28 protein-coding genes and 1 pseudogene are annotated in these 23,624 nt (G+C 72.3%); 12 read left to right on the plus strand and 17 right to left on the minus strand.

Annotation, left to right across the window (positions count from 1 at the left end; all coding sequences use genetic code 11):
• Positions 1-621, minus strand: a pseudogene (gene nucS / locus EDF24_RS02990) (endonuclease NucS); the annotation flags it as partial.
• Between the two features lie 9 nt (positions 622-630).
• Positions 631-1,965 (minus strand): MFS transporter, encoded by a 1,335-nt coding sequence (locus EDF24_RS02995; protein ID WP_123701052.1) that lies wholly within the window; start codon positions 1,963-1,965, stop codon positions 631-633.
• Between the two features lie 54 nt (positions 1,966-2,019).
• Here EDF24_RS02995 and EDF24_RS03000 point away from each other — a divergent pair, with 54 nt between their 5' ends.
• A complete protein-coding gene (locus EDF24_RS03000) occupies positions 2,020-3,129 on the plus strand; it encodes a substrate-binding domain-containing protein (protein ID WP_123701053.1) in 1,110 nt (369 codons plus the stop codon).
• 74 nt (positions 3,130-3,203) lie between these two features.
• Here EDF24_RS03000 and EDF24_RS03005 read toward each other — a convergent pair whose 3' ends face one another.
• The gene (locus tag EDF24_RS03005; protein WP_123701054.1) at positions 3,204-4,514 is read right to left on the minus strand and encodes an MATE family efflux transporter; all 1,311 of its coding nucleotides are present in this window, start codon (positions 4,512-4,514) and stop codon (positions 3,204-3,206) included.
• A gap of 70 nt (positions 4,515-4,584) precedes the next feature.
• The gene (locus EDF24_RS03010) at positions 4,585-5,928 is read right to left on the minus strand and encodes a uracil-xanthine permease family protein (RefSeq protein WP_123701055.1); all 1,344 of its coding nucleotides are present in this window, start codon (positions 5,926-5,928) and stop codon (positions 4,585-4,587) included.
• Positions 5,929-6,019: 91 nt separating this feature from the next.
• Between EDF24_RS03010 and EDF24_RS03015 the strand changes: the two genes are divergently transcribed.
• Both EDF24_RS03015 and EDF24_RS03020 read left to right on the plus strand, forming a co-directional pair.
• Complete coding sequence (locus EDF24_RS03015; protein ID WP_123701056.1) at positions 6,020-7,984, plus strand: M13 family metallopeptidase; 1,965 nt, start codon at positions 6,020-6,022, stop codon at positions 7,982-7,984.
• Positions 7,984-8,922 (plus strand): serine hydrolase, encoded by a 939-nt coding sequence (locus EDF24_RS03020; protein ID WP_123655107.1) that lies wholly within the window; start codon positions 7,984-7,986, stop codon positions 8,920-8,922. The genes EDF24_RS03015 and EDF24_RS03020 overlap by 1 nt, the downstream gene beginning before the upstream one ends.
• 260 nt (positions 8,923-9,182) lie before the next feature.
• Here EDF24_RS03020 and EDF24_RS03025 read toward each other — a convergent pair whose 3' ends face one another.
• The 11 genes from EDF24_RS03025 to EDF24_RS03075 all read right to left on the minus strand — a co-directional run bounded on the left by EDF24_RS03025 (position 9,183) and on the right by EDF24_RS03075 (position 14,803).
• On the minus strand, positions 9,183-9,374 hold the full coding sequence (locus EDF24_RS03025) for a hypothetical protein (protein ID WP_123655108.1): 192 nt from the start codon (positions 9,372-9,374) through the stop codon (positions 9,183-9,185).
• A gap of 31 nt (positions 9,375-9,405) precedes the next feature.
• Positions 9,406-9,828 (minus strand): MFS transporter permease, encoded by a 423-nt coding sequence (locus EDF24_RS03030; protein WP_123701057.1) that lies wholly within the window; start codon positions 9,826-9,828, stop codon positions 9,406-9,408.
• Complete coding sequence (locus EDF24_RS03035) at positions 9,825-10,322, minus strand: Asp23/Gls24 family envelope stress response protein (protein WP_123701058.1); 498 nt, start codon at positions 10,320-10,322, stop codon at positions 9,825-9,827. The genes EDF24_RS03030 and EDF24_RS03035 overlap by 4 nt, the downstream gene beginning before the upstream one ends.
• Before the next feature lie 76 nt (positions 10,323-10,398).
• Positions 10,399-10,572, minus strand: a complete 174-nt coding sequence (locus EDF24_RS03040) for a CsbD family protein (RefSeq protein WP_123655111.1) — start codon at positions 10,570-10,572, stop codon at positions 10,399-10,401.
• A gap of 92 nt (positions 10,573-10,664) precedes the next feature.
• A complete protein-coding gene (locus EDF24_RS03045; RefSeq protein ID WP_123701059.1) occupies positions 10,665-11,228 on the minus strand; it encodes a hypothetical protein in 564 nt (187 codons plus the stop codon).
• A complete protein-coding gene (locus EDF24_RS03050; protein WP_123701060.1) occupies positions 11,225-11,815 on the minus strand; it encodes a DUF6286 domain-containing protein in 591 nt (196 codons plus the stop codon). The genes EDF24_RS03045 and EDF24_RS03050 overlap by 4 nt, the downstream gene beginning before the upstream one ends.
• A gap of 8 nt (positions 11,816-11,823) precedes the next feature.
• Positions 11,824-12,138 carry a hypothetical protein gene (locus EDF24_RS03055; protein WP_123655114.1) on the minus strand — a complete coding sequence of 105 codons (315 nt, stop codon included), beginning with the start codon at positions 12,136-12,138 and terminating at the stop codon, positions 11,824-11,826.
• The gene (locus tag EDF24_RS03060) at positions 12,135-12,326 is read right to left on the minus strand and encodes a DUF2273 domain-containing protein (protein ID WP_123655115.1); all 192 of its coding nucleotides are present in this window, start codon (positions 12,324-12,326) and stop codon (positions 12,135-12,137) included. The genes EDF24_RS03055 and EDF24_RS03060 overlap by 4 nt, the downstream gene beginning before the upstream one ends.
• Complete coding sequence (locus EDF24_RS03065; RefSeq protein ID WP_123655116.1) at positions 12,323-12,790, minus strand: Asp23/Gls24 family envelope stress response protein; 468 nt, start codon at positions 12,788-12,790, stop codon at positions 12,323-12,325. Before EDF24_RS03065 ends, EDF24_RS03060 begins: the two co-directional genes overlap by 4 nt.
• A 47-nt stretch (positions 12,791-12,837) precedes the next feature.
• A complete protein-coding gene (locus EDF24_RS03070) occupies positions 12,838-14,115 on the minus strand; it encodes an AraC family transcriptional regulator (RefSeq protein WP_123701061.1) in 1,278 nt (425 codons plus the stop codon).
• Positions 14,116-14,146: 31 nt separating this feature from the next.
• Positions 14,147-14,803 carry a DUF4232 domain-containing protein gene (locus tag EDF24_RS03075; RefSeq protein WP_260233338.1) on the minus strand — a complete coding sequence of 219 codons (657 nt, stop codon included), beginning with the start codon at positions 14,801-14,803 and terminating at the stop codon, positions 14,147-14,149.
• 131 nt (positions 14,804-14,934) lie between these two features.
• Between EDF24_RS03075 and EDF24_RS03080 the strand changes: the two genes are divergently transcribed.
• Positions 14,935-15,231 carry a hypothetical protein gene (locus EDF24_RS03080; protein ID WP_123701063.1) on the plus strand — a complete coding sequence of 99 codons (297 nt, stop codon included), beginning with the start codon at positions 14,935-14,937 and terminating at the stop codon, positions 15,229-15,231.
• 46 nt (positions 15,232-15,277) lie between these two features.
• On the opposite strand, the gene EDF24_RS03085 is transcribed toward EDF24_RS03080, so the two are convergent.
• Together EDF24_RS03085 and EDF24_RS03090 are read right to left on the minus strand one after the other, a co-directional pair.
• A complete protein-coding gene (locus tag EDF24_RS03085; RefSeq protein WP_260233339.1) occupies positions 15,278-15,676 on the minus strand; it encodes an NUDIX domain-containing protein in 399 nt (132 codons plus the stop codon).
• 20 nt (positions 15,677-15,696) lie between these two features.
• A complete protein-coding gene (locus EDF24_RS03090) occupies positions 15,697-17,013 on the minus strand; it encodes a glutamyl-tRNA reductase (RefSeq protein WP_123655121.1) in 1,317 nt (438 codons plus the stop codon).
• Positions 17,014-17,020: 7 nt separating this feature from the next.
• Between EDF24_RS03090 and hemE the strand changes: the two genes are divergently transcribed.
• The 8 genes from hemE to hemC all read left to right on the plus strand — a co-directional run bounded on the left by hemE (position 17,021) and on the right by hemC (position 23,623).
• Complete coding sequence (gene hemE, locus EDF24_RS03095) at positions 17,021-18,190, plus strand: uroporphyrinogen decarboxylase (protein WP_123701064.1); 1,170 nt, start codon at positions 17,021-17,023, stop codon at positions 18,188-18,190.
• Positions 18,187-19,503, plus strand: coding sequence for an NAD(P)/FAD-dependent oxidoreductase (locus tag EDF24_RS03100; RefSeq protein WP_260233340.1), 1,317 nt, complete (start codon positions 18,187-18,189; stop codon positions 19,501-19,503). Before hemE ends, EDF24_RS03100 begins: the two co-directional genes overlap by 4 nt.
• A 96-nt stretch (positions 19,504-19,599) precedes the next feature.
• Positions 19,600-19,854 carry a hypothetical protein gene (locus tag EDF24_RS03105; protein ID WP_123655123.1) on the plus strand — a complete coding sequence of 85 codons (255 nt, stop codon included), beginning with the start codon at positions 19,600-19,602 and terminating at the stop codon, positions 19,852-19,854.
• Positions 19,851-20,309 (plus strand): phage holin family protein, encoded by a 459-nt coding sequence (locus tag EDF24_RS03110; protein ID WP_123701066.1) that lies wholly within the window; start codon positions 19,851-19,853, stop codon positions 20,307-20,309. Before EDF24_RS03105 ends, EDF24_RS03110 begins: the two co-directional genes overlap by 4 nt.
• Before the next feature lie 49 nt (positions 20,310-20,358).
• The gene (locus tag EDF24_RS03115; protein WP_123701067.1) at positions 20,359-20,595 is read left to right on the plus strand and encodes a DUF3618 domain-containing protein; all 237 of its coding nucleotides are present in this window, start codon (positions 20,359-20,361) and stop codon (positions 20,593-20,595) included.
• Between the two features lie 69 nt (positions 20,596-20,664).
• Positions 20,665-21,423, plus strand: a complete 759-nt coding sequence (gene hemQ, locus EDF24_RS03120) for a hydrogen peroxide-dependent heme synthase (protein WP_123655126.1) — start codon at positions 20,665-20,667, stop codon at positions 21,421-21,423.
• The gene (locus tag EDF24_RS03125) at positions 21,420-22,655 is read left to right on the plus strand and encodes a ferrochelatase (protein WP_123701068.1); all 1,236 of its coding nucleotides are present in this window, start codon (positions 21,420-21,422) and stop codon (positions 22,653-22,655) included. Before hemQ ends, EDF24_RS03125 begins: the two co-directional genes overlap by 4 nt.
• Positions 22,652-23,623, plus strand: a complete 972-nt coding sequence (gene hemC, locus EDF24_RS03130) for a hydroxymethylbilane synthase (RefSeq protein ID WP_123701069.1) — start codon at positions 22,652-22,654, stop codon at positions 23,621-23,623. The genes EDF24_RS03125 and hemC overlap by 4 nt, the downstream gene beginning before the upstream one ends.
• The last annotated feature ends 1 nt before the right edge of the window (position 23,624 follow it).

The raw sequence follows: 23,624 nt of genomic DNA on the forward strand, positions 1-23,624 counted from the left end.
GTCCTCGGCCAGCGTGCGCGCCTGCGGTGCCACCGTCTGCGCGGCCAGCACCCCCTGCACCGGACGCAGCAGCGGGTCCCGGTTCATCAGCTCGAGCTACCGGGTGAGCTGCTCGACCGCGTCGATGTTCGCGTTGCGCTTCATCTCCACCGCGACGCTTGCCCCCGCGTCGTCGCGCGCCAGGATGTCGACCGGTCCGATGGCGGTCATGTACTCGCGGCGGACCAGGGTGTGGCCGTCCCCGAGCAGTTCGATCTGCTCGGACAGGAGCTGCTGCAGGTGCGCCTCGACCCCGTCCTTCACCAGGCCCGGGTCGACGCCGAGGTCGTGGCTCTCGTCGGCGATCACCTCGTAGATGGAGACGACGAGCTTGTCCTGCGTCTTCTTCTGCGTGACGGTCCAGACCTGCTCGATGCCGTTCTCGGCCTGCTCGTCGGAGGGGTCGCCGATCTCGATCGAGCACGGCGGGCTCATCCAGTTCAGCGGCTTGTAGCTGCCGCCGTCCGAGTGGACGAGCAGCGAGCCGTCGGCCTTGAGCATGAGGAGCCGAGTCGCGAGGGGCAGGTGGGCCGACAGGCGACCGGCGTAGTCGACGGAGCAGCGGGCGATGACGAGACGCACCCCGGAAGCCTAACCGGCGTCTGGTCGCGTTCCGGACGTCGCGTCCGCCTTCGTCGCGTTCTCTGCCTGGAGGCTCGGCTCGGCCCCGCTCGGTCCGTCGCCCCCGCCCCGGGCCGGGTCTCCCGCACCGGCGGTCGCGCCCGGCGTCCGCTCGCGCGCCGCCCCCGATGCCAGCCCGGCGGCGATGATGAACACGAACACGATGAGCAGCCCGTTGAGCAGCCCGAAGTGCTCGCCCACCAGCCCGATGATCGGCGGCCCGGCGAGGAACGCGACGTACCCGATGGTGGCCACGGCACTGACTCGGGCGGCGGCCGTGCGGGGGTCGTCGGCCGCGGCGGACATGCCCATCGGGAAGCCGAGGCTCGCGCCGAGGCCCCAGAGCACCACGCCGACGATCGCGAGCGGCACGTTCGGGACGAAGATCAGCATGCCGAGGCCGACGACGGCGACCGCAGCGCTCGTGCGGAGCACCGGGACCCGGCCGAAGCGGTCGATGAGGGGGCTGCCGGCGATCCGGCCGACGGTCATCGCGGCGAGGAACACGGTGAGCACGGCGGAGCCGCCGTCGTTGGCGAGCCCGTGCCCGTCGATCATGGCGAGGGGGAGCCAGTCGTTGGCGGAGCCCTCGGCCAGGGCCATGCCGAGGACGATCACGCCGATGAGCAGGGTCGACGGCTGCTTCCAGATCGCCCAGCGGGAGACCGGCAGCGTGACGGGGCTGGTGTCGGTCGGCTCGGGGTCGGACACCCGCTCGTCGCCGAACCAGCGGACGACGGTGACCAGCGCGATGCTCGTGACGATCCCGAGGACGATGAAGTGCAGGGCGACGGGGACCTCGTAGCGCTCGGCCAGGGCGCCGAGGCCGGCGCCGGCCAGGGTCCCGACGCTGAACGCGGCGTGGAACAGCGGCATGATCGTCCGGCCGCCGAGCCGCTCGGCCGTGGCCCCGGTGACGTTCATCGACACGTCGCAGAGGCCGTTGCCGAACCCGAACGCGATGAGGCTGATCCAGATGGCGGCGAAGCCCCAGCCGAGGCTGACGGAGATCCCGGCCATGACGAGGCCGAGCGCGAGGCACACGGCGGCGATCTGCACCCCGCGCTTGGCACCGAGACGGCCGACGATGTGACCCGCGAAGGTGAGACCGGCGATGGACCCGACGGACATCCCGACGACGAGCAGACCCATCTCCAGGGTGCTCGCGCCGAGTTCGTCGCGCACGCTCGGGATGCGCCCGAGCCAGGTGGCGATGTCGAGCCCGGAGAGCGTGAACACGACGAACACCGCGTTGCGCCAGGCGCGGGTGCTCGGTGCGGTCCAGGTGGGGGACGCCGTCGTCATGGTTCTTTCCGATCGAATCGATTCGAGTGAGGTTCTCGGATACGCTAACCGGCGATGGACGACACGGCAACAGACAGCGGCGAGTCGGGCTCGGCCCGGACGGCACGGCCGACCCTCGTCGCCGTCGCGCGCGCGGCCGGGGTCGCACCATCCACCGCGTCACTCGCCTTCAGCGGCAGCGGCCCCGTCTCCGAGGAGACCAGGGCACGCGTGCTCGCCGCGGCGGCGTCGCTCGGCTACGACGGCCCGGACCCGCGTGCACGGTCGCTCCGCCGCGGTCGCTCCGGCGTGATCGGCGTCGTGATGGACGAGCGACTCAGTGACGCCTTCCGTGACCCGGTCAACGTCCTGACGCTCGACGGCATCGCCGAGGTCGCGGGGGAAGCGGGGGCCTCCCTGCTCCTCGTCCGCAGCCCGCTCGACGACGAACGGGGTGCCGGACCCCTCGTGGACGCGCCGATGGACGCGGTGGTGCTCGTCGGCTGCAACGTGCGGGTCGACCCGGCCGTCGCCGTGCTCCGGCGTCGCGGGATCCCGGTCGTCGCGATCGAGGCCGACGACATCGAGGGCGCCGTCCCCATCCAGCTCGACAACCGCGAGGGCTCGCGACGCGCCTCGGCGTTCCTCCGCGACCTCGGGCACGAGTCCGTCACGGTCGTCACCCTGCCGGTCGACGCCAAGCGGCAGCGCGGGCCGATCTCCGCCGAGCGGTTCGCCGCGGGCACGGCGTTCACGACGATGGAGCGGCTCCGCGGGGTGCGCGGCGTCTTCCCGGACGCCGTCGCGATCGAGGCCGGGGGCAGCTCGGTGGAGGAAGGCCGCGCTGCCGGTGCCGCGTTGTTCGGACCGGGGGGCAGCCGTCCCACCGCGGTCGTGGCGCAGAGCGACCTGCTCGCGGTCGGGGTGATCTCCGCCGCGCTCGAGGCCGGGCTCCGCGTGCCGGAGGACGTCAGCGTCGTCGGCTTCGACGGCATCCAGGTCGACGACAGCTTGTTCCACCGCTCCCCGATCCGGCAGCTGACCACGCTCGTGCAGCCGTTCGTGCAGAAGGGCCAGGCGGCGGCACGTGCTGCGCTCGCCATGCTCGAGGGTGCCGCACCCACGCCGGCGTCCTTCCGCTCCGAGCTCCGCATCGGCGACACGACGGCGCCGCCGCGCGCGTAGCGCCGCCGCCGCGCTGCCCGCGCCGCCGCGGCACCCGCGCACCGTGCGCCCGCGCCGCGCAGCCCACCCGACGCTCAGCGCGCCATCGCCACCGCGATCCACCCCGGCCGGTGCGCCCGCACGCCGAGCGTCACCGCGCGCACCCCGATGTACCCGAACGAGAACACCGCCCAGAGCGCCGCGAGCCCGTCCCCGAACGCCCAGAGCAGCGGCAGGTACACGACGAGGTTCACCCCGCCGGCGATCGCCAGGTACCGGGCGTCGCCCGCCCCGATGAGCACCCCGTCGAGCACGAACACGTACCCGGCGATCGGCATCCCCGCCGCGATGAGCACGAGCACGACCGGCAGCGACGACCGCACCGCCGCGGAGCCTCCGAACACCGGGCCGAGCACGCCGCTGACTGCCAGCGTCAGCGCCCCGAGCATCACCCCGCCCGCGATGCCGAGCACCACGAGCCGCGTCGTGACGAGCCGCACCCGGTCGGCGTCCCCGGCCCCGAGGGCGTGCCCGACGAGCGCCTGCCCCGCGATCGCGAGCGCGTCCAGGGCGAAGGCGAGCGTGCCGAACACCGTCAGCCCGACCTGGGTGGTCGCGAGCCCGGTCGTGCCGAGCCCCGCTGCGACCGCGATCGTGGCGAGCATCGCCACGCGGAGCGACGCCGTCCGGAGGAACAGCCACGCCCCCGACCGCAGCGCACGGACCACGCCCGATGCGCCCGGCCGGAGCGGAGCGCCCACGGTCCGCGCAGCCCGCACCGCGATGACGACGTACACGGCGGCCATCGCCCACTGCACGATGACGGTGCCCGCGGCGGAGCCCTCGACGCCCCACCCGAGGCCGTAGATCAGGAGTGCGTTGAGCAGTCCGTTCGCGACGAAGCCGACCGTGGCGACGACGAGCGGCGTCCTCGTGTCCTGCAGTCCACGGAGGAGGCCGGTGGACGCCGTCACGACGAGGATCCCGGGCAGGCCGATGAGCGAGACGAGCAGGTAGGCGGTCGCGGCACTCGACACCGGGGCGGCTGCGCCGAAGAGCGACACGAGCGGCCCGGCGAGCGGCCAGCCGATCAGCGCGAGCACGACCCCGAGTCCCAGGGCCAGCCACATCCCGTCGATGCCGGCGTGCACCGCGCCGCGCCGGTCGCCGCCGCCCAGCGCCCGTGCGACGGCCGGGGTCGTCGAGTAGGCCAGGAACACGAGCAGCCCCGTCACGGTCTGCAGCACGGCGGCGGCGAGCCCGACCGCCGCGAGCGACGTCGCGCCGAGGTGCCCGACCAGCGCCGTGTCCGTCATCAGGAACAGCGGTTCGACGACGAGGGCGCCGAGCGCCGGCAGTGCCAGCCGGACGATGTCGCGGTCGACGGCGCGGCGGGACGAGGCCATCACGACATCATGCCGGACGGGAGGCCCGGGTCGGGCCCGACCCGGGCCTCCCGTCCGTCGCCTGGTGGCGTCAGCCGCGGTCGGCGCGCGGTTCCGCAGGGACGCCGCCGGTGGCGGCGTGTGCGGACTCCGACACTTCGGGCGTGGCCGGGTCGGTGCCGCGCGCCCGACCGATGAGGTCCATCAGGTGGTAGACGACGATCGCCGCGACGGTCCCGACGATGATGCCGCCGAAGCTCGCCTGGCCGAACGAGAACGTGAAGTCCGCGATGCCGATGATGAGCGCGATGCCCGCCGTCAGCTGGTTCTTCGGCTTGGAGAAGTCGACGCGGTTCTCCACCCAGATCCGGATGCCGATGACGCCGATCAGGCCGTACAGGGCGGTGGTCGCACCGCCGAGGACGCCGGCGGGCACGGAGGAGATGACCGCACCGATCTTCGGGGAGAGCCCGAGCAGGACGGCGACGATCGCGGCCACCCAGTACGCGGCGGTGGAGAACACCCGGGTCGCTGCCATCACGCCGATGTTCTCGCCGTAGGTCGTCGTCGCGGAGCCGCCGCCGACACCAGCCAGCACGGTGGAGATGCCGTCGGCGAAGAGCGCCCGACCGGTCAGCGGCGTGAGGTCACGGCCGGTGAGCTGTCCGACGCCCTTCACGTGGCCGACGTTCTCGGCGATGAGCGCGAGGACGACCGGCACGAACGCCAGGTAGATCGCGAGCTGCGACGGGTCGAAGGCCGGCGCGGTGAACTCCGGCAGCCCGACCCAGGCGGCAGCGCCGACGGCGGAGAAGTCCACCTGCCCGCCGATGAGCGCCGCGACGTACCCGATGACCACGCCGATGACGATGGAGAGCCGCCCGATCAGTCCCTTGAAGAGCACCGTCACGAGGATGATCGCGAGCAGGGTGATCAACGCGACGACGGGGGCCTTCGTGAAGTTGTCGCGCGCCGCGGGGGCGAGGTTGAACCCGATCAACGCGACGATCGCGCCGGAGACGATCGGCGGCATCAGCCGGTCGATCCAGCCGGCGCCGGCGAGGTGCACGACCAGGCCGATCACGGCGAGGAGCGCACCGACGACGATGATGCCGGAGAGCGCGAGGGGGATGCCGCCGATCTTCGTCGCGGCACCGATGGGGGCGATGAAGGCGAAGGAGGACCCGAGGTAGCTCGGCAGGCGGTTCCCGGTGATGAGCAGGAACAGGATCGTCCCGATGCCGCTGAAGAGCAGGGTCGTGGACGGCGGGAAGCCGGTGAGCAGCGGGACGAGGAACGTCGCGCCGAACATCGCGACGACGTGCTGGACGCCGAGCCCGATCGTGCGGCCCCAGGTGAGGCGTTCGTCCGGTGCCACGATCGTCGTCGCCGAGACGGTCGCGCCGTCTCCGTGCAGCTTCCACGGGAGTCCCATGCGACGACCGTACCGGCACCCGCACCCCCGTGACGGCGCCGGTCCGGGTCCCGGGGTGGACGCCAGGGGGTCGGTGACTATCGTGGAGCGCATGACCGACGTCGCAGGCACCACCGGAATCCAGACCGACGAACTCGATGCCACGGTGCAGCCGAAGGACGACCTCTACCGGCACGTGAACGGGCAGTGGATCCAGGCGACGCCGATCCCCGACGACAAGGCGCGCTACGGGTCCTTCACGGTCCTCGCGGAAGCGGCAGAGGTCGCCGTCCGGGACATCATCGAGCGCTCGCAGCAGGCCGCTCCCGGCACCGAGGAGCGCAAGGTCGGCGACCTGTTCTCCTCGTTCACCGACGAGACCGCGCTCGAGTCGCTCGGCACCGCGCCGATCGAGCCGCTCCTCGCCGAGATCGCCGCGATCGAGACCAAGGACGAGGTCGTCCGGATGGTCGGTCGGTTCGAGCGCCTCGGCCTGCCGAGCTTCATCCAGCTCTTCGTCGACAACGACCCGGGCGACCCGGAGTCCTACGTGGTGTTCCTCGAGCAGTCCGGGCTCGGGCTGCCCGACGAGTCCTACTACCGCGAAGAGCGCTTCGCCGACATCCGCGACAAGTACCGCGAGTTCGTCGGCGCGATGTTCCCCCTCGCCGGCTACGACGAGAGCGCGGACCGCACCGAGCACGTCATCCGGCTCGAGACCGAGCTCGCCGGCAAGCACTGGGACAACGTCGCCACGCGCGACAGCCAGAAGACGTACAACAAGCTGCCGTGGGCCGAGGTCGCCGCGCTGGCGCCCGGGATCGACCTGCAGCTGTGGTGGGAGTCGATCGGTGCCCCGGTCGGCGCGTTCGAGACCGTCGTGGTGCGCGAGCCCTCGTTCCTCACCGGTCTGGCCGAGCTCCTCCGCGACGAGAACGTCAGCACCTGGAAGGACTGGCTCGCCTGGCAGGTCATCCGCGGGTCGGCGCCGTACCTGACGAGCGCGTTCTCGGCGACGAGCTTCTCGTTCTACGGCACCGCACTCACCGGGGCGCCCAAGCAGCGCGAGCGCTGGAAGCGCGGCGTCTCCCTGGTCGAGGGCGCCATGGGCGAAGCAGTCGGACGGATCTACGTCCAGGAGCACTTCGACGAGACCTCGAAGGTGACGATGGACGACCTCGTCGCGAACCTCGTCGAGGCGTACCGGCAGAGCATCACCGCGCTCGACTGGATGACCGACGAGACCCGGGCCCGCGCGCTCGACAAGCTCGACAAGTTCACGCCGAAGATCGGGTACCCGGTCAAGTGGCGCGACTACTCCGCGCTGCCGGTCGCCGCCGACGACCTGCTCGGCAACGTGCGCGCCGTCGCGGCCTTCCAGGTCGACCGCGAGCTCGGCAAGATCGGGAAGCCGATCGACCGCGACGAGTGGTTCATGACCCCGCAGACGATCAACGCCTACTACAACCCGGGCTTCAACGAGATCGTGTTCCCGGCCGCCATCCTGCAGTTCCCGTTCTTCGACGCCGCCCGCGACGCCGCCGCGAACTACGGCGCGATCGGTGCCGTCATCGGCCACGAGATCGGCCACGGCTTCGACGACCAGGGCTCGCAGTACGACGGTGACGGCCGCCTCGAGAACTGGTGGACCGAAGCCGACCGCCTGGCGTTCGAGGAGCGCACGAAGGCCCTCATCGCGCAGTACGACGCGCTCGTCCCGACCGAGGTCCCGGACGGCCACGTCAACGGTGCCCTGACGATCGGCGAGAACATCGGCGACCTCGGTGGCCTGTCCATCGCGTGGAAGGCGTACCTGCTCTCGCTCGACGGCCAGGAGCCCCCGGTGATCGACGGCCTGACCGGTGCCGAGCGGTTCTTCCTCAGCTGGGCGCAGGCCTGGCGGATGGCGATCCGGCCGGAGGAAGCGGCACGACTGCTGCAGATCGACCCGCACTCGCCCACCGAGTTCCGCTGCAACCAGGTCGTCAAGAACATCGACGTGTTCTACGACACCTTCGGCGTGACCGAGCAGGACGCGATGTACCTCGACCCCACCGAGCGCGTCTCGATCTGGTGATGGTGGAGCCCGACGCGGCACCGTCCTCGCGGCGGCGACGCCACGACGGTCGTGCCGCGGCGGGCAACCGTGCGCGGGGTCGTCACCGCGGTGGCGGCGAGGACCGCTTCCAGGCGACGGTCGAGGCGCTCGGCGCGCTCGCGTTCGACGGCGCGGGCGTGAGCGCCTCGGTCATCGACACCTCCAGTGGCAAGGCGCTGCTGGCGATCGACGACCGGCTCGTGCAGCCCGTCGCCGGACTCGGTCGGGTGCTGCTGCTCATCGAGGTCGCCGCCCGGCTCGAGGACGGCCGGCTCCACGGCGACCGGCTCCAGCGGATGGCGCGGGACACCGCGACCGGCCCCGGCCTCTGGCAGTTCCTGCAGGAGCCGACGATGCAGGTGTCCGACCTGGCCACCCTGGTCGGCGCGACCGCGGACGCGTGGGCGACGAACGCCCTCCTCTCGACCGTCGGCATCGACGCGGTCCGGGAACGGGCCGAGTCGCTCGGGGTCGAGCGGTCGGCGTTCATCGACCGGGTCCGGGACCGCCGGGGGCCCGACGACGCCCCGGACGTCGCGGTCGCGGCCACCGGCGAGCTCAGCTGGGTGATGCGGGGTCTGGCCCTCGGCGAGGTCGTCGACGAGGGCGTGTCGAACCGCGTGCTCGGATGGCTCTCGCTCGCCGGCGACCTGACCCTGGTGGCCGGGTCGTTCGGGCTCGATCCGTTCGCACACCGGGCGCTCGACCACGGGTTGCAGTCGGTCGCGGTGACCGGTTCGGGTCCGGGTGTCCGTGCCGAGGCGGGCGTGCTGCGTGGTCCGGGCTCGTCGGTGAGCTACGCCGTGACGGTGACGTTCGACGACGACACGCTCGACCGACGGCTCGCGGTCGTCGAGGCGATGCGGACGATGGGCACCGAGGTCCTCGACGCGGTGCACGTCGTCGTGACCCGCTGACCCCGTTGGTCGCGCGGCCCTGGACCCGGCCGTGCACTCGCCGGAGCTGACGTCGTGCGGCGGGGCGAGCCTCCCGGCCGTGCATGCGTGCGCAACGTGCGACGACACCGTTGTCGTACGTCGACAACGGTGTCGCAAGCACGCGTGCGCAACGGTTGCAGACGCTGGCTGACGACGAAGTCGTCGTCGTACGACAGCGACCCTGTCGTTCCGAGTCGGGCCGAGGGCGGCAGCGAGCCGCCGGCCATCGCCCAGCCGCCTCAGCGGTGCTTCTTCGCGGCCTTCGCGATCTTCTTGCCGAGCTTCTTCCGCGACTTGCGGGCGTGCGGGTCGTTCCACATCTTCCGGGCGGTCTCGCCCTTCGACTGCTTGATCACGGGACGGTTGGCCCGGGACCCGAACCAGAACGCGACGAGCACGATTGCTCCGATGACGATGATGCGGTTGCGCATGGTGTTCCTTTCGGTGTCGGATCGCGGCCGGTCAGCCGGTGATCCGTCGTACGAGGTCGGTGATGATGGGCCCGACGTCCCCGGCCCGGTCTGCCGACCCGATCGCGACGGTGACGAGCGGGTAGGCCGTGACCACGAGGGTGACGACGACCGCGAGGACGACCGGCACCCACGACGCCACCGTACGTCGCCGGGTCACGGCGAGGATCAGCAACGCGAGCACCACGATCCCGCCGAGGACGGTCACGAGCGTGACGCGGACGACCGGGAACGGCACGAGTCCGGCGGTGGTGGCCGTCACGCCGGCGAGGAAGCCGACGAGCGGCAGGAACACGCCCACGAAGACGAGGACGACGACGAGCACGCCGACGACCGTCGCGACCCAGACACCGCGTGCTCGGGGTGGGCGCTCACGGGCGAACCGACGGCCGCGGCGCCCCGACCAGACGGTCACGACGCCGACTCGGTCGCGGCGTCTGCGGTCGCGTCGGTCGCGGAACCGGCGATCGCGGCGTCTGCGGTCGCGGGAGCCGGCGACGCGTCGTCGAACGGCCCGTGCACGTCGGTGACGCGCACGTCGACGCGGACCGGCAGTGCGGCGAGCTGGCCGACCGCGTGGGCGACCTGCGCGCGGACCTCGTCCGCGACGGCGCTGACGCGCTCCGGGTAGGTGACGACGAGCGACACCCGGACCTCGAGGATCCCGTCGGTGTCGTCGACCTGCACGCCGACGGTGGTCGCGGAACGGCCGAGGCGGGACCGCAACTGGTCGGCTGCCCGTTCGACGACCCCGCCGAGGTGGTGCACCCCGTCGACGCCGAGCGCGGTCGTCGCCGCGGTGCGGGCCGCGACGTCGAGCGGGCTCGCGTCCTCGGGCAGCGGTGCGGTCAGGGACGCCGGCAGCGTCACCTCGGTGACCGACGTGCGTGCGTGTGTCTCGTCGTGCATGGTCTCCTCCTCGGTCCGGACAGGCGACTACGGGGCACCCGGATGCGGCTGCCCCGTCGTCGTCACTGCGGTCGCGCTAGTTCTTGAAGACGTCCTTGACGTCCTCGCCGGTCTGCTTCACGCTCGCCGAGGCCTGGTCCTTCTTGCCCTCAGCGACCTTGGAGTCGTCGTTGGTGGCGTTGCCGAGGGCTTCCTTCGCCTTGCCGGCGATGTCCTGTGCGGCGTTCTTGATCTTGTCGTCGAGACCCATGAGGGTTCCTTTCTTCGGTGGGCAGGCGCCCGTTGCGGTGGTGTGGGTGGTGGTGACGGCCGGGAGGCCCGTCGTGCGTCCGGCGGTCGGCCTCAGTGGACGCGACTCGCCTTCGCGAGCACCGAACGGGTCCCCCCGGTCAGGTGCACGAGCACGGGGACGGGGCGTCCGAGCGTGCGGTCGAGGACCGCCAGTGCGCGGTCGACGGCGTCGAGCACGGCGACGGCGTCGCCACCGCGCCGGACGGCGACCCGGATCCGGGCGGCACGCTGCCGACGGACCTGGAACACGTCGACCTTGGCGCCGACGACGTCACGGACGTCGCTGAGCTCGTGGTCCACGACGTCCCGGACGAGCGCGACGTTGATGGTGACGGCGTCGTCGCCGGAGCGTTCCCGGACGGCGACGGACGTGCCGCCACCGCCGCGGGTGAAGACCCAGACGAGCGCCAGCACGATGACGACGGCGCAGGCGACGGCGACGATCCAGAGGGAGGTCGCGGGGACGTCGAGGCTGCGGGGCAGCTCGAGGTACGGGCGGACGGCGTCACGGACGGCCGGGAGGACGCCGGCACCGATGGTCAGACCGACCAGGACGGCGACGATCCCGAGCACGAACAGGATGATGCGGTTGAGCGTGCGGTTGCTCCTGGTCATGACAGCGTCCCCTGTTCTGCGACACGGACGCGCACCCGACGGCCGAAGCGCTCGTCGAGCCGGTTGAGCCGCTCCTCGACGGCGGCGCGGACGGCGCTCTCGTCGACGGGCATGCCGGAGACCGGGACCACCCGGACGTCGGTGCGGTTGCCGCGGGAGCTGGCGGTGGCGTTGCCCTCGGGCACGCCGGCCACGGAGCCCGCGGCGTTGGCGGCCGTCGCGGCGATGATGCGGGTGTCGATCACGACGGCACCGCGGTCGTGCGGCACCGGTGACCGGTGCTGCCGGCCGGGCTTCACGGCCAGGACGACGAGCACCACGCCGAGGACGACGAGGACGACTGCGATCACCTCGACGATCGTGACGAACGCCGCGTCCGGGCGGAGTGCCGCGTCGACGGCGGTCTGCGGGTCGGCGAGGAGCGGGGCCGCGCCGACGGCACGCAGGACCGACTCGGTGCCGATCCAGGCAGCCACCAGGGCGAGCACGACGAGCGCGACGGACACGGCGGTCGATCGCGAGCGGTGCACGCTCCGTCGCCGGATGCGTCGCTCGACGGCGTTGCCGCCGACGGTGTTGCTGCTCATGACGTCTCCTACCGGACCCGGTTCGTGCGTTCCCGCACGATCCCGGTCAGTTCGATGTGGGCGCTGCCGACCCGACGGCCGGTCAGTTCGCTGACGCGGTCGCGGACCTCGGCGGCGGTGGCGGTCGCGCGGCCGACGAGGTCGTCGGCCGCGGCGATCGGGCCGGTGATGTCGAGCGCGAGGGAGCCCCGGTGGTCGCCGAGGGCGACGCGGACCTGCTTGACGGGTGCTCCGAGGTGCTCGGCGGCGACGGCGCGGGCGCAGGAGGTCAGGGCCCGCGCCGAGATCTCGACGCGGCCCGGGACGTCCGGGCCGCCGCTCACCGGGAGCTCCGGCGCCCGGTCAGCACGTCGGTCAGGGCTCCGCGGTCGATGCGGCCGGACACGAGCGCTGCCACGAGGGCACCGACCGCGGCGAACACGACGACGAGGACGAAGCCCCAGAAGCCGAACTGGAGTGCGACGACTGCGAGGACGGCGCCGATCAGGGCGCCGGAGAGGGTGGTGCTCATGCGACTCGCGACTCCTTCTTGTCGTCATCGTCGTCGTCGCCCGGGATGAAGACGTCCTGGACGGTCACGTTGACCTCGGTGACGTCCATGCCGACGATCTGCTCGAGCGCGCGGCTCACCGAGGCGCGGACGCTGTCGGCGACCTGCTGGAGCGGGACCGGGTACTCGGCGACGATGACGATGTCGGCGGCGATCTGCGTCTCGCCGACCTCGACCTTGACGCCCTGGGCGAGGTCGCGCTGGCCGATGGCGTCACGGAGAGCGCCGATGGCACGGGCTGCGCCGCCGCCGAGGGAGTGCACGCCGTTGACCTCGCGGGCGGCGATGCCGGCGACCTTCGAGACGACGGTGTCGTCGATGACGGTCTTGCCGGTGGTGGTGGCGCTGCTGGACGCCGAGGAAGCGATCGTCGCGCGGGACGTGGTCGCCGCTGCGGTGCTGGGGGTGGACGTGGTGTCGGCCATGGTGGCTCCTTCCGAGATGCCCGCCGGGTGTTCCCAGCGGTTGCTGTTCACGGATGAGACGGGCTGGGGTCGACAGAAGTCACACGTCGGCACCACGTCCCAGGGAGCTGCCAGACAAGGCCGGTTCGGGGACGGTTCTGTCCCCCGAAGTGCGGACAGCTGACGCCGTTTCCGGCCGTCGGAGTGCGTTCCGTGCCGACCCGGACCGCGCGGACACGGGCCATCGGCGTGGTGCCGCACTCGTCGCGGAAGACCTGCTGCAGGCGACGCGGACGGACGCCGGCCGCAGCGGCGATCTGCTCGACGGTCAGCGGCTCGGCGGCGTGCGACTCGATGAACGCCGTCGCGCGCTGGACGACCCCCGTCGCCGACTGTGCGGCACGCAGTGTCGTCCCCGGGCTCTCGTCGAACCGCTCGCGGTAGGTCGCGGTGAACCGGCCGGCGTTCGTGAACCCCCACGCCCGGGCGACGTCGCCCGCGGCGTCCTCCGTCCGGCCCCGCAGGAGTTCCCGACGGACCTCGTCGAGTCGGTGGTCGCGGAGGAACCGGCTCGGGGTGGTGCCGAGCGTCCGGACGAAGACCTCCTGCAGCCCGCGCTCGCCGAGGCCCGCGGCGTCCGCGATCGCGCGCACCGGGGGACGCTCGCGCGCGTGCTCCTCGATGAACCGGATCGCGTCCCGCAGCCGGTTCGCGACCGGGACGTCGTCCCCGAGGTCGCGGAGCGGGAAGGTGTCGAGGACCACCACGGCCAGCCGCCGGTTCAGCGCGGTCCGCATCGCGCCCTGCACGCGGTCGTCGAGAAGGGCGGGGCTGAGCTCCCGGATCAGTCGGCGGAGCGGCTCCCGGCGGGCGATCACTTCGTCCTGCTGCGCGAACAGCAGCGGACCGTCCGGTTGCCGGAACCCGAGCTCGCGCCCGACCCTCCGGAGGAAGCGGTCGGCGACGTGCACCCCGTTGTAGACGGTCTCCTCGGACTCGAACCGGTAGGCCTCGGACGCGGACGCGATGTACGGCGCTCCCGGCAGGACCACCCGGCTCCGGTCGGCGAAGTGCATCTCGAGGTGCCCCTGGGCGAGCCAGAACACGACGTGGTCGCCGCGCGGGCCGATCACCCCGCCGCGTCGGCCACCGGTCGCGCGCATCGTGCGCAGCGAGAGGTCGTCGTCGCCGACGACCGTGTACTCGTACCGGGCCTCGGGCGCGGCAGCGGTCTCGGAGGCGAAGTCCGACCCGCCGTACTCGGACGTGAAGATCGCCGCGTAGTCGGTGCCGTCGTGATCGGTGAACTGCTGCCTGCGGAATCCGGTCGACGACGACGAGGTCACCTCGCCATCATGGCACCCGGGCGTCCCGCTGTCAGGAGGTCGCCTGGCCCTCGGGGACGAGCGCCTGGACGGACAGCAGCGCTGCGTCGGGGTTCTTGCACGCGGTGCTGCCGGCGTCCTCCACGAAGAGCGACTGCTTCGACCCGGGCGGGTAGACACGGAACCCGTCGGGCGTCTGCGGCTGACACGTCGCGGTGTCGAAGGCGGCTGCACTGACGATCCGCAGCTGCGCGACCGCGGTCTGGCCGGCGGCAAGCGTCACCGTGGGGTGCGGGCCGCTCTGGTCCTCCGTGGCCGCTGCGCCGATCTGCGTGCCGGTTCCACCACCGACGAAGGAGACGCCGGGCCACCCCTGCAACGTGCAGGTCGCGGATCCGGTGTTCCGCAGCGCGAGGTGCACGTACGTGCTGCCGGCCGCGCCGCCGCTGCCCGCTTCGAGCGAGCCGGCGAGATCCGCCGCGGCGCACCGCGTCGGTGTCGCGGAACCGGAACCGGAACCGGAACCGGAGGCGGACCCGGAGGTGGCGGGTGCCGTCGCGGACGCGCTGGGAGCGTCGGCCGCCGGGGTCGTGGAGGGTGATGCGGTCACGGTCCGCGTCGCGGTGGCGGTCGGTGTGGCGTCGCCGCCGGAGGAACACCCGGCCAGGGCCCCCGCCACCAGGAGTGCGACGCCTGCGGACACGATCATCGGTCGACTGCTGCGGTGCATGCCGACAGGCAACCACTTCCATGTGCGAACTGGTTCGGGCGCCACTCAGGGACCACGAGCACACTCGCGCACAACGGCATCGGTGCCGTTCCAGGACCCGGAGGACGGACATGGCAGGCAAGCACGAGCAGATCCGAGGCGACGCGGACCGGGCGGACGGCGTCGAGCCGGCAGCCGGGGCGTTCGTCGACAGCGACATCCCCGGCGAGGACAGCCCGCACACGGACGAGCCGGTCGGCGAGTTCGTCCAGAGCGACATCCCGGGTGAGGACGTCCCCACCGAGACGGACACCGACGGCGAGTACGTCGAGTCGGACATCCCGGGCGAGAACGAACCGCGTCCCTCCGGCGAGGTCGGCCACTACGTCGACTCGGGCTCCGGCACCGACGACACCGAGAACGGCTGACGACACCGGGAACGGCCCGCGACAGCGGGAACGGCCAGCGCCGTCGCTAGTCGATGAGCTCCGCCTGCACCAGCAGGCGGAGCGTCTCCACGCCCGCGGGCGGGCAGCGATCGGCATCCGCCGCGGTGACCCACTCGACCTCGTCGACCTCGGCCGAGGCGACCGGGACCGCTGCGTCGAGTGCGCCGCCGGGCCGGGCGAGGAAGAGCGTCATGGCGACGACGGTCCCCGGAGCCTGGCCGTGTGCGGGCTCCGTCACGACGGCGAACTCGTCGACGTCGTCGGGTGTGAGCCGCAGGCCGGTCTCCTCGAACGCCTCGCGCACCACCGCATCCACCGCGGTCTCGCCGGGTTCCGTCTTGCCGCCGGGCAGGTAGAGCACGTCGCGCTGCCGCGCTCGCACCATCAGGACGCGTCGGTCGCGCACCAGCAGCAGCGCGGACACGTCCAGGACGGGCGGGAGGCTCAGCTCGCGTCCGCCTCGTCGTCGTTGCGCGGGCAGACGGCGCGTTCCGCCAGGGGGACGACCGGGGCCGGCACGTCCAGTTCCGCCTCGGGCTCGGGGCGGACGCCGAACAGGGCGTCGAGGGCGCCGACGAACTCCTCGCCGCGTCCGGCGCGGCCGAGCTCACGCGCACGGACCGACGGCCGGTGCAGCAGGACGCCGACCAGGTGCCGGAGTGCCCGTTCCGTCTGCTCGGCGGACTCCGGCGTGACGTCGCCGCGCCGGGTCGAGCGCTCGATCTCGGCGTCGAGGATGTCGAACACGTGCTTCCGGAAGGCCACGAGCGCCGGCGTCGTGGACTGCTCGAGCGCCTGCGCACGGAACCGGGACACGGCGTCGTCGACCATCGCGCGGGCCTCGGACTCGGCGTTCAGCTCGGACACGGGAGCGTGGATGCTGATGGTCTCGAGGTCGAGCAGCTCGACGCCCTGCACCGCCGCGGCTTCTGCCGCGACGTTCCGCGGGAGCCCGAGGTCGATGACGATCCGGCGGACGCCGTCGTCGAGGTCGGCCGCACCGATGACCGGGACCTCGCTCGAGGTGCAGGTGATCACGACGTCGCTCGAGAGGATCGCCTGGTGCAGGTCGTGCGCGGCGACGAGGTCGTGCTTGGCGGCGAACCACGGTGCGCGGCCGGACGGCGAGTACACCTGGATGCGCTGGGCGCCACGGTCGCGGAGGGCGGCGATGGTGGTGGCGGCGTAGCTGCCGGTGCCGACGAGGAGCACGTTCGTCCGGGCCCAGTCGGTCACCCGGGACGACGCGAGTTCGAGGCCGAGTCGCACGAGCGAGCGGCCGGCCGCACCGATGCGGGTGCGGGTCTTGACGCCGCGGGACGTGTGCGCCGCTTCCTGGAAGAGCCGCTCGAGGTCGGAGGTGGTCGTGCCGTTGGCGCGGGCGTCCTCGAGCGAGCGGCGGACCTGTCCGGAGATCTCGGTCTCGCCGATGACGACGGACTCGAGGCCGCTGGAGACGGCGAAGAGGTGCTGGACCACGTCCTTGCCGTCGAGCACGGAGACGGAGTCGAGGACGTCCGTGCCGACGAGCCCGCTCGCGGCGGCGACGGCGTCGACCGTGGCGGCGACCGCGGAGTCGCTGTCGTCGCCCGCTATGTCCAGGTAGGCCTCGAAGCGGTTGCAGGTCGCGAGCACCACGGCACCGTCGAGGACGTCCGAGTCGGTGACCAGTCGGGAGGCGGCCGCGGGGGCGCCGATGCTCAGTCGCTCCAGGAGGTCGAAGCTGGCGTTGCGATGCGACGCCGTGAGACAGATGAGCACGTACTCCATGGTACCGCGCAGTTCACGATGCCGCTGCTGCGAGAATCAACGGGTGACCGATGCACCCATCTCCGCCCTCCCGTCCTCGCACCCGCTGGCCGACGGGCGCACCGCCGGATCCGCGCTGGTCCGGGCCCTCCGGGGTGACCGACCGGAGACCCTGCCGGTGTGGTTCATGCGCCAGGCGGGCCGTTCGCTGCCCGAGTACCGGGAGCTCCGGGTGGGCACGGCCATGCTCGACGCCTGCCTCGACCCGGCGATGGCGTCGGAGATCACGCTGCAGCCGGTGCGCCGGCACGGGGTCGACGCGGGCATCTTCTTCAGCGACATCGTCGTGCCGATCAAGCTCGCCGGCGTGGACGTCGAGATCGTCCCCGGTCGTGGACCGGTGCTCGGCTCGCCGATCCGCACGTCCGCCGACGTCGACGCGCTGCAGGACCTCGACCCGGCGTCGCTCGCCCCGATCTCCGAAGCCGTGTCCCGCACCGTGGCCGAACTCGGCTCGACACCGCTGATCGGCTTCGCCGGCGCACCGTTCACGCTCGCCGCGTACCTGGTGGAGGGCGGCCCGTCGAAGGACCACATCCGTGCCCGCACGCTCATGCACAGCGACCCCGAGACGTGGTCCCGGCTGCTCGGCTGGGCGGCCGAGGTGTCCGGCACGTTCCTCCGCGCCCAGGTGCTCGCCGGGGCGTCGGCAGCGCAGCTCTTCGACTCCTGGGTCGGTTCGCTGTCCCGTGCGGACTACGTCGAGCACGTCGCCCCGCACTCCGCGCAGGCCCTGTCCCACGTCGCCGACCTCGGCGTCCCGCGCATCCACTTCGGCGTCGGCAGCGGTGAGGTCCTCCGGGACATGACCACCCTCGGCGACGACACCGCCGGACCCCGGGTCGACGCGGTCGGCGTGGACTGGCGCCTGCCGCTCGACCAGGCCGTCGAGCGCGTCGGCACCGGTGTCACCGTGCAGGGCAACATCGACCCGGCGATGCTCGCCGCCCCGTGGGAGGTCCTCGAGGCGCACGTCCGCGACGTCGTCCGCCGCGGTGGTGCCGCACGGGCGCACGTGGTGAACCTCGGGCACGGTGTGCCGCCGGAGACCGACCCGACCGTGCTCACCCGGGTCGTCGAACTCGTCCACGGACTCGGCAGCGGCGCGGGCGACGGAGCTGCCGCGTGAGGGGCGCGGTCGTGGTCGGGGGCGGTGTCGCCGGGCTCCTCGCCGCCCGGGACCTCGCGAAGGCGGGCGTGCACGTGGTGCTCGTCGAGGCCTCCGGCACGCTCGGCGGGATGATCCGCCGGCACACGGTCGCGGGGATCGACCTCGACATGGCCGCCGAGTCGTTCGCGACCAGGACCGACGCGGTCGCCTCGCTCGCGATCGAGCTCGGTCTCGGGAACGAGCTCGTCGACCCCGACCCGCGCGGCGCCTGGCTGATGACCCGTGACGGCCGCACGGCACCGATGCCTTCGACCGGGCTGCTCGGCATCCCCGGCGTCCCGATGGCGGCCGACGTGCTCGCCGTCGTCGGACAGGCCGGCGGGCTGCGGGCGCAGATGGACTCCCTGCTGCCCTCGCTCGTGGGGTCGCGGGCCGCGAGCCTCGGCGAGCTGGTCCGGAAGCGGATGGGCGCCAAGGTCCTCGACGACCTCGTGGTCCCCGTCGTCGCCGGCGTGCACTCCACCCACCCGGACGACCTCGACCCCGACCGGGTGGCCCCTGGCCTCCGTGAGGCACTGCTCCGGGACGGCTCCCTCGCGCGGGCCGTCGTGACCCTGCGCGAGCGTGCGACCGCCGGCTCCGCGGTCCGGGGGATCCGCGGCGGGATCGTCCGGATCGTCGACGAGCTGATCGCGGACCTCGAGACGTACCGGGTCGACGTCCGGCTGCACACCAGGGCCCTGCGGATCGAACGGGCCGCGGTCGAGGTCGCCGGCCCCGACGGCGACGTCGAGCGGCTCGTCGCGGACCACGTCGTCGCCACCGTCCCCGATCCGGAGCGCGCGGCATCGCCGTCGCGAACCGGGATCGAGCTCGTGACACTCGTCGTGGAGCAGCCCGAGCTCGACGCCGCCCCGCGCGGGTCCGGGATCCTCGTGCACCCGGACGCCTCCGGTGTCCGCGCGAAGGCCCTGACACACGCGACCGCGAAGTGGCCGTGGCTGGCCCAAGCGGCGGACGGTCGCCACGTCCTGCGGCTCAGCTACCGGGCGGACCAGGCCGACGAGGCGGACCCGGGCACGAGCCTCCCGGTCGACCCGCGTGACGAGACGGGCGCCCGTGCGACGGCGGACGCGACCGCCCTGCTCGGCGTCCACGTCACACCGGAGCAGGTCGTCGGAGCCGCGCGCGTCCGCTGGTCGGGGCCGGACACCGAGCCCGCCGGCCTGGCCGAGGGCGTGATCGGGACAGGCGAGGCGTCAACAGGACGGGGCCTGGCCGGGATCGTCGGGACGACGCGATCCGCCGTCCGGGACCTCCTCGCTTCCTGAGCGGACCGCCGACCCCCCGAGGGCTACTGTTGGTGGAACGCCGAGACATTCCGCTCGGCGCATGACCACCGCACACACTGACCAATCGGAGGAACCATGCGAGGCAGGCTCCTGTTCGTCGCCGGCGCAGCACTCGGGTACGTCCTGGGATCGCGAGCCGGACGGGCGCGGTACGAACAGATCAAGACCGTCAGCGGCAAGATCTGGAACAGCAACGGCGTCCAGAAGGGCGTCCACAACGTCGAGGAGTTCGTCGCGGACAAGACTCCCGACGTCGCCGAGTTCGTCGGCGAGCAGACCAAGAAGGTCGTGCGCAAGGTCGGCCAGAAGAAGGACGCCCAAGCCTCATGACCGACACCCGTGACCGGAAATCGCGATCGCTGTTCGGTCTCGTCGGGGACGTCCCGCAGCTGGTCAAGAACCTCGTCAAGGGTGAGATCGCGCTCCTCAAGGCCGAGCTGGTCGGCAAGGCCAAGGTCTTCGCCATCGCCGCCGCCCTGCTCCTCGTGGCGCTCGTCATCGTGCTCTACGCGATCGGCGTGCTCCTGACCGCGGCCGTGATGGGCCTCGCGACGATCATGCCGGCGTGGCTCGCCGCGCTCGTGCTCGCGTTCGTGATGCTCGTCGTCGCGGGGATCCTCGGGTTCGTCGGCTGGAAGCGGTTCAAGAAGGGGCTGCCGATCACGCCGAAGCGCACGATCGACAGCGTCAAGAACGACATCAACGCGGTCAAGGGCATGGGCAAGAAGCCCACGCCCGAGACCCAGCACGCGTCCCGCAACCCGGACGTCGGCGGCCGGTTCTGACGTCGACGCACCCGCGACGCACACCCCTGCACCACCCCACGGAGGACCAGTGACCGACCAGCACCCGCACGACGAGCTCGCCGACCAGGTCGCAGCGACCCGCGCGCAGCTCTTCGACACCCTCGACGCGATCGAGGACAAGCTCAACGTCCCGAAGCAGATCGGCATCGCCGCGTCGAAGGTGAAGCGGGGCGTCGTCGAGAAGCGTCCCCCGTACCTGGCCGGGCTCGCAGCGGGCGTGGCGGTGGTCGGGGGTATCGTCGTGACGGTGCTCCGACGGCGGTAGATCCGATCGGGGGTCCACTGCGGTCCAGGGGCGCGACCGTTCCTTGCAACCGATAGGACAATGGACCACATGAGTTCCACCGTGCCCGCTCCGCACAACGGCTCCGGGCCGCACGACAGCGCTTCCCCCCACGAGACCTCCCCGGACTCCGGTGTCGACCCGAACCTCCTCACGGCGTACGCGCTGTGGGCGGTGTTCCGTCGGCCCCTCGGCCCGATCCACCGGCCCGGTGACGACGCCGTCACGGAACTCGACGCGGTGATCGCGTCGGCCGCGGAGCGCGGTGTCACCATCCGTGGCTTCTACGACGTGTCCGGTTTCCGCGCGGACGCCGACGTCATGATCTGGCTGCACGGCGACGACGCGCAGGCGATCCAGGCGGTGCTGCGGGAGATCCGCCGGACCGGCCTGTTCCAGGACGCCGAACCGGTGTGGCACGCGATGGCGATGCACCGCGAAGCCGAGTTCAACAAGCGCCACACGCCCGCGTTCCTCCGCGGCAAGGACCCCGAGGCCTGGATCACGGTGTACCCGTTCGTCCGGTCCTACGAGTGGTACCTCCTGCCGGAGGAGGAGCGCTCGAAGATGCTCCGCGACCACGGCATCCAGGGCGCGAAGTACCGCCGTGTGCTGACGAACACCATCGCGTCCTTCGCGCTCGGCGACTACGAGTGGATCCTGCCGCTCGAGAGCCCGGACCTGGTGGACCTCGTCGACCTGATGCGGGACCTCCGCTACACCGAGGCGCGCATGCACGTGCGCGAAGAGGTGCCCTTCTTCACGGGTCGTCGGGTGACGACCGCCGAACTCCCGGAGGTGCTGTCGTGACCGACACCAGCAACATCACGAACGGTCAGCTCGTCATCGGAGCGACCCCGGCCGCGGCCACGGGTCCCGAGCACGTCGAGACGCCGGTCGCGTACGACGCGATCCTGCTCGCCGGCTTCGGCGGCCCCGAGGGCCAGGACGACGTCATCCCGTTCCTCCGCAACGTCACGCGCGGCCGGGGGATCCCGGACGAACGGCTCGAAGAGGTGGCGCACCACTACCGGCACTTCGATGGCGTGAGCCCCATCAACGACCAGAACCGTGCGCTGAAGGCCGCGCTCGAGACCGAGCTCCGTGCGCGCGGACTCGACCTCCCCGTGCTCTGGGGCAACCGGAACTGGGACCCGTACCTCGAGGACGTCGTGAAGGAAGCCGGTGAGCGGGGCTACGGCAACCTCATCGCGATCGCGACGAGCGCGTACTCCTCGTTCTCCAGCTGCCGCCAGTACCGCGAGGACTTCGCCCGGGTGCTCGACTCCACCGGGCTCATCGACACGGTGAAGATCGACAAGGTCCGGCAGTTCTTCGACCACCCGGGCTTCGTCCGGCCGTTCGTGGACGGTGTCCGTGACGGACTCGCGAAGGCCATCGCCGAGAACCAGGACCTCGACGTCGCGACCGAGGTCACGGTGCTGTTCTCCACGCACTCGATCCCCTCGTCCGACGCCGCGAAGTCCGGCCCGGACTTCCGTGGGTTCGGCCCCGACGGCGCGTACGCCGCCCAGCACGAGGCCGTCGCGCAGGTCGTCCTCGACCAGGCGTGGGCGGAGCTGCTCGAGCAGCCCGAGCACGCGGGCCTGCAGGGCACGTCGAAGCCCGCCTGGAAGCTCGTCTACCAGTCGCGTTCCGGCCCGCCGAGCATGCCGTGGCTCGAGCCCGACATCAACGACTACATGAACGAGGAGCTCAAGGGCGGCCCGACCCGCGCCGTGCTCATCGTCCCGCTCGGCTTCGTGAGCGACCACATGGAGGTCATGTGGGACCTCGACGAAGAAGCCACGGAGACCGCCCAGGAGCTCGGCTTCTGGTCGATCCGCACGCAGACGCCCGGCGTCGACCCGGCGTACGTCGCCGGCCTCGTCGACCTGGTGCTCGAGCGCGTCAACGGAACGCCCACCGCGGAGCGTCCGCACGAGACGGACCTCGGCCCCTGGTACGACGTCTGCCGTCCGGGCTGCTGCGAGAACGAGCGCGCCGGGTTCAAGCCCGCCGCGGCCGGTCTGGCACCGTGAGCGCCGCTGTCGTGACCGACCCGGCACCCATCCGACTGGGCACGCGCGCCAGCCGGCTGGCGGTCGCGCAGTCCCAGGACGTCGCCGACCGGATCGCGAAGGCGTCCGGCCGGCCGGTCGAGCTGGTCACCGTGACGAGCGAGGGCGACACGAACCGTGCCTCCCTGGCGTCGCTCGGCGGCACGGGCGTCTTCGCGTCCGCGCTGCGCGAGGCCCTCGTCGCGGGTGAGGTCGACGTGCTCGTGCACTCGCTGAAGGACCTGCCGACCGCGCCGTACCCCGGCTTGACGATCGCCGCGGTGCCGAAGCGCGCCGACGCCCGCGACGTCCTCGTCGCCCGGAACGCCGGCACGATCGAGACCCTCCCCGAGGGCGCGAAGGTCGGCACCGGTTCCCCCCGCCGCGTCGCGCAGCTCAAGGCGAAGCGTCCGGACCTCGACGTCGTGGACATCCGCGGAAACATCGACACCCGGCTCGGCCGCGTCGAGGACGACCTCGACGCCGTGGTGCTCGCGGCCGCCGGTCTCGGGCGGATCGAACGCCTCGACGCCGCGACCGAGCTCCTCGACCTCGGCTTCTGGCCGAGCGCTCCGGGGCAGGGTGCGCTCGCGATCGAGATCCGATCGGACGAGCACGACCGCACCCTCCTCGCCGCCCTGAAGAAGATCGACCACGCCGCGACCCGTCTCACGGTGACGTCGGAGCGCGAGGTCCTGGCGAGGCTCGAAGCCGGGTGCTCCGCGCCCATCGGTGCGACGGCCATCGTCGACGCCGACATGCTCCTCGTCTCCGCCACGGTCTACCGCCCGGACGGCTCCGAGTACCGCACGGCGTCCCACGCCGCGGTCCTCGACGGCTCCGCGCAGGACCGCCTCGCCGAGGCACTCGAGGTCGGTGGCCGCGTCGCCGCAGAACTGCTCGAGAACGGCGCGGGCGACCTCGCCGACCTCGCGGACTCCGTGAAGTAGG

Origin of the sequence: Curtobacterium sp. PhB130 (assembly GCF_003755165.1) — a bacterium.
Taxonomy (GTDB): domain Bacteria; phylum Actinomycetota; class Actinomycetes; order Actinomycetales; family Microbacteriaceae; genus Curtobacterium.